Source organism: Actinoplanes sp. NPDC051633 (genome assembly GCF_040681735.1).
GTDB lineage: Bacteria > Actinomycetota > Actinomycetes > Mycobacteriales > Micromonosporaceae > Actinoplanes.
Genome location: NZ_JBFAZH010001654.1, coordinates 1 through 1,318, shown reverse-complemented (window position 1 = coordinate 1,318; position 1,318 = coordinate 1). Strand labels below are relative to the sequence as shown.

Annotated in this window: 1 protein-coding gene; it reads right to left on the bottom strand. The window is 69.3% G+C overall.

Translation table 11 applies throughout. The features are described 5' to 3' along the window. Window positions 1-50: 50 nt before the first annotated feature. Window positions 51-992 (bottom strand): hypothetical protein, encoded by a 942-nt coding sequence (locus tag AB0M20_RS44010; RefSeq protein WP_364307491.1) that lies wholly within the window; start codon window positions 990-992, stop codon window positions 51-53. Window positions 993-1,318 lie beyond the last annotated feature (326 nt).

Below are 1,318 nucleotides of genomic sequence, written 5' to 3'. Positions count from 1 at the left end.
GGATCGGGCCTCGTCGTAGTCGACGATGTTGCCGAGGATGCCAAGGAGCATCACGGCGCCGGGCGAGTCGCGAAAGATCGACCCGCCACAGTGTTCAGGTGTTCCTCGACCTCCCACTCGAGCAGGCCGGTCAGCGCGGCGAGGTCGGCAGCAGCCAGACCGCCACCGGCCGCCGTGACCAGGCCCAGGAGGTCGAGCTCCGCGGGTTCACCGCGCAGCAGCCGCTTCAGCTCGCCGAGCATGTCCTGACGGATCACGGCCGCGCGTCCTGAGGATGCCAACGGCCAAACCGACTCCGCCGCACGCAGCGGATGGCCGTCCGGCACATCGGCCGGCAGTGGCGGACGCTCGCGTCCCGCAACGATGATCTTCGTGCCGGGTGGAGGCTCGACCGGCAGCAGCGCAGCGATGCTGTGCGCCTGAGGGCCGAGGGTCACGCCGCTGTCCTCGTCCAACCCGTCGATCACCAGTACCAGCCGCAGACCCCGGTCGGCGCAGACGACGGCGCCCCGAGCGAGCAGCTCCAGGAACCACACATCGCGCGTGCTGTCCGTCAGGTCCGGCATCGGCTCGCCTGCCAGCTCAGCCAGCTGCTCGATCACCACGTCGGTGAATGCCACCCGGTTGCTCTGCGAGGCCCACCGGGCAGTGATGAAGAACGACACCACATGGACGCCGCTCGGCGGGTGCAGCGCGAACCAGGCCATCAGAGCCGTCTTGCCCGCCCACGCCGGTGCACGCACCCACCGATAGGGACCGTCGCCCGGATCGGTACAGAAGCGCTCGAGTTCCGCCAGCTCTGCGTTCCTGCCCTCCAGCAGCGGCGGTGCGATCCGGCGCACCTGGTGCTGATAGGCGGACCGGCTGATCGGACGAACCCCAATGCTGACCGGCCCGTTGATCGCCCCACTGATGGCCACTCCGCCGGACTTCGCCGACGCATCGCCGGTGTTGCGGGCGACGGCGCGCGCCGCGCTGAACCGCTCAACCATCCCGAGTTCCACCCATCACTGCGCCCGTCACGAGTTGAGATACGTCGCCGGGTGGCGGTCCGGATGAGTGCGGACGACTATTGCTGTCCGGCTTCACCGTCGCACGCGGATTACCAGTTGAGCAACCCGCTCAGCGCGGCCCTTCCGGGGGGCCGGACGGTACCCTAGCGTGCCTCCACCGATGGTCTCTCTGGGGAGGCACGCGGCCCCGACGTATGTAGGAGCCCCGCCGGCAGACGTCAGGGCACGTCGCCAGCCTTCACCGCGACCACCGCTACATGCCCACGCGCGAAGGCTCTGACGGCGACAAACCGATGGTGAGCGCT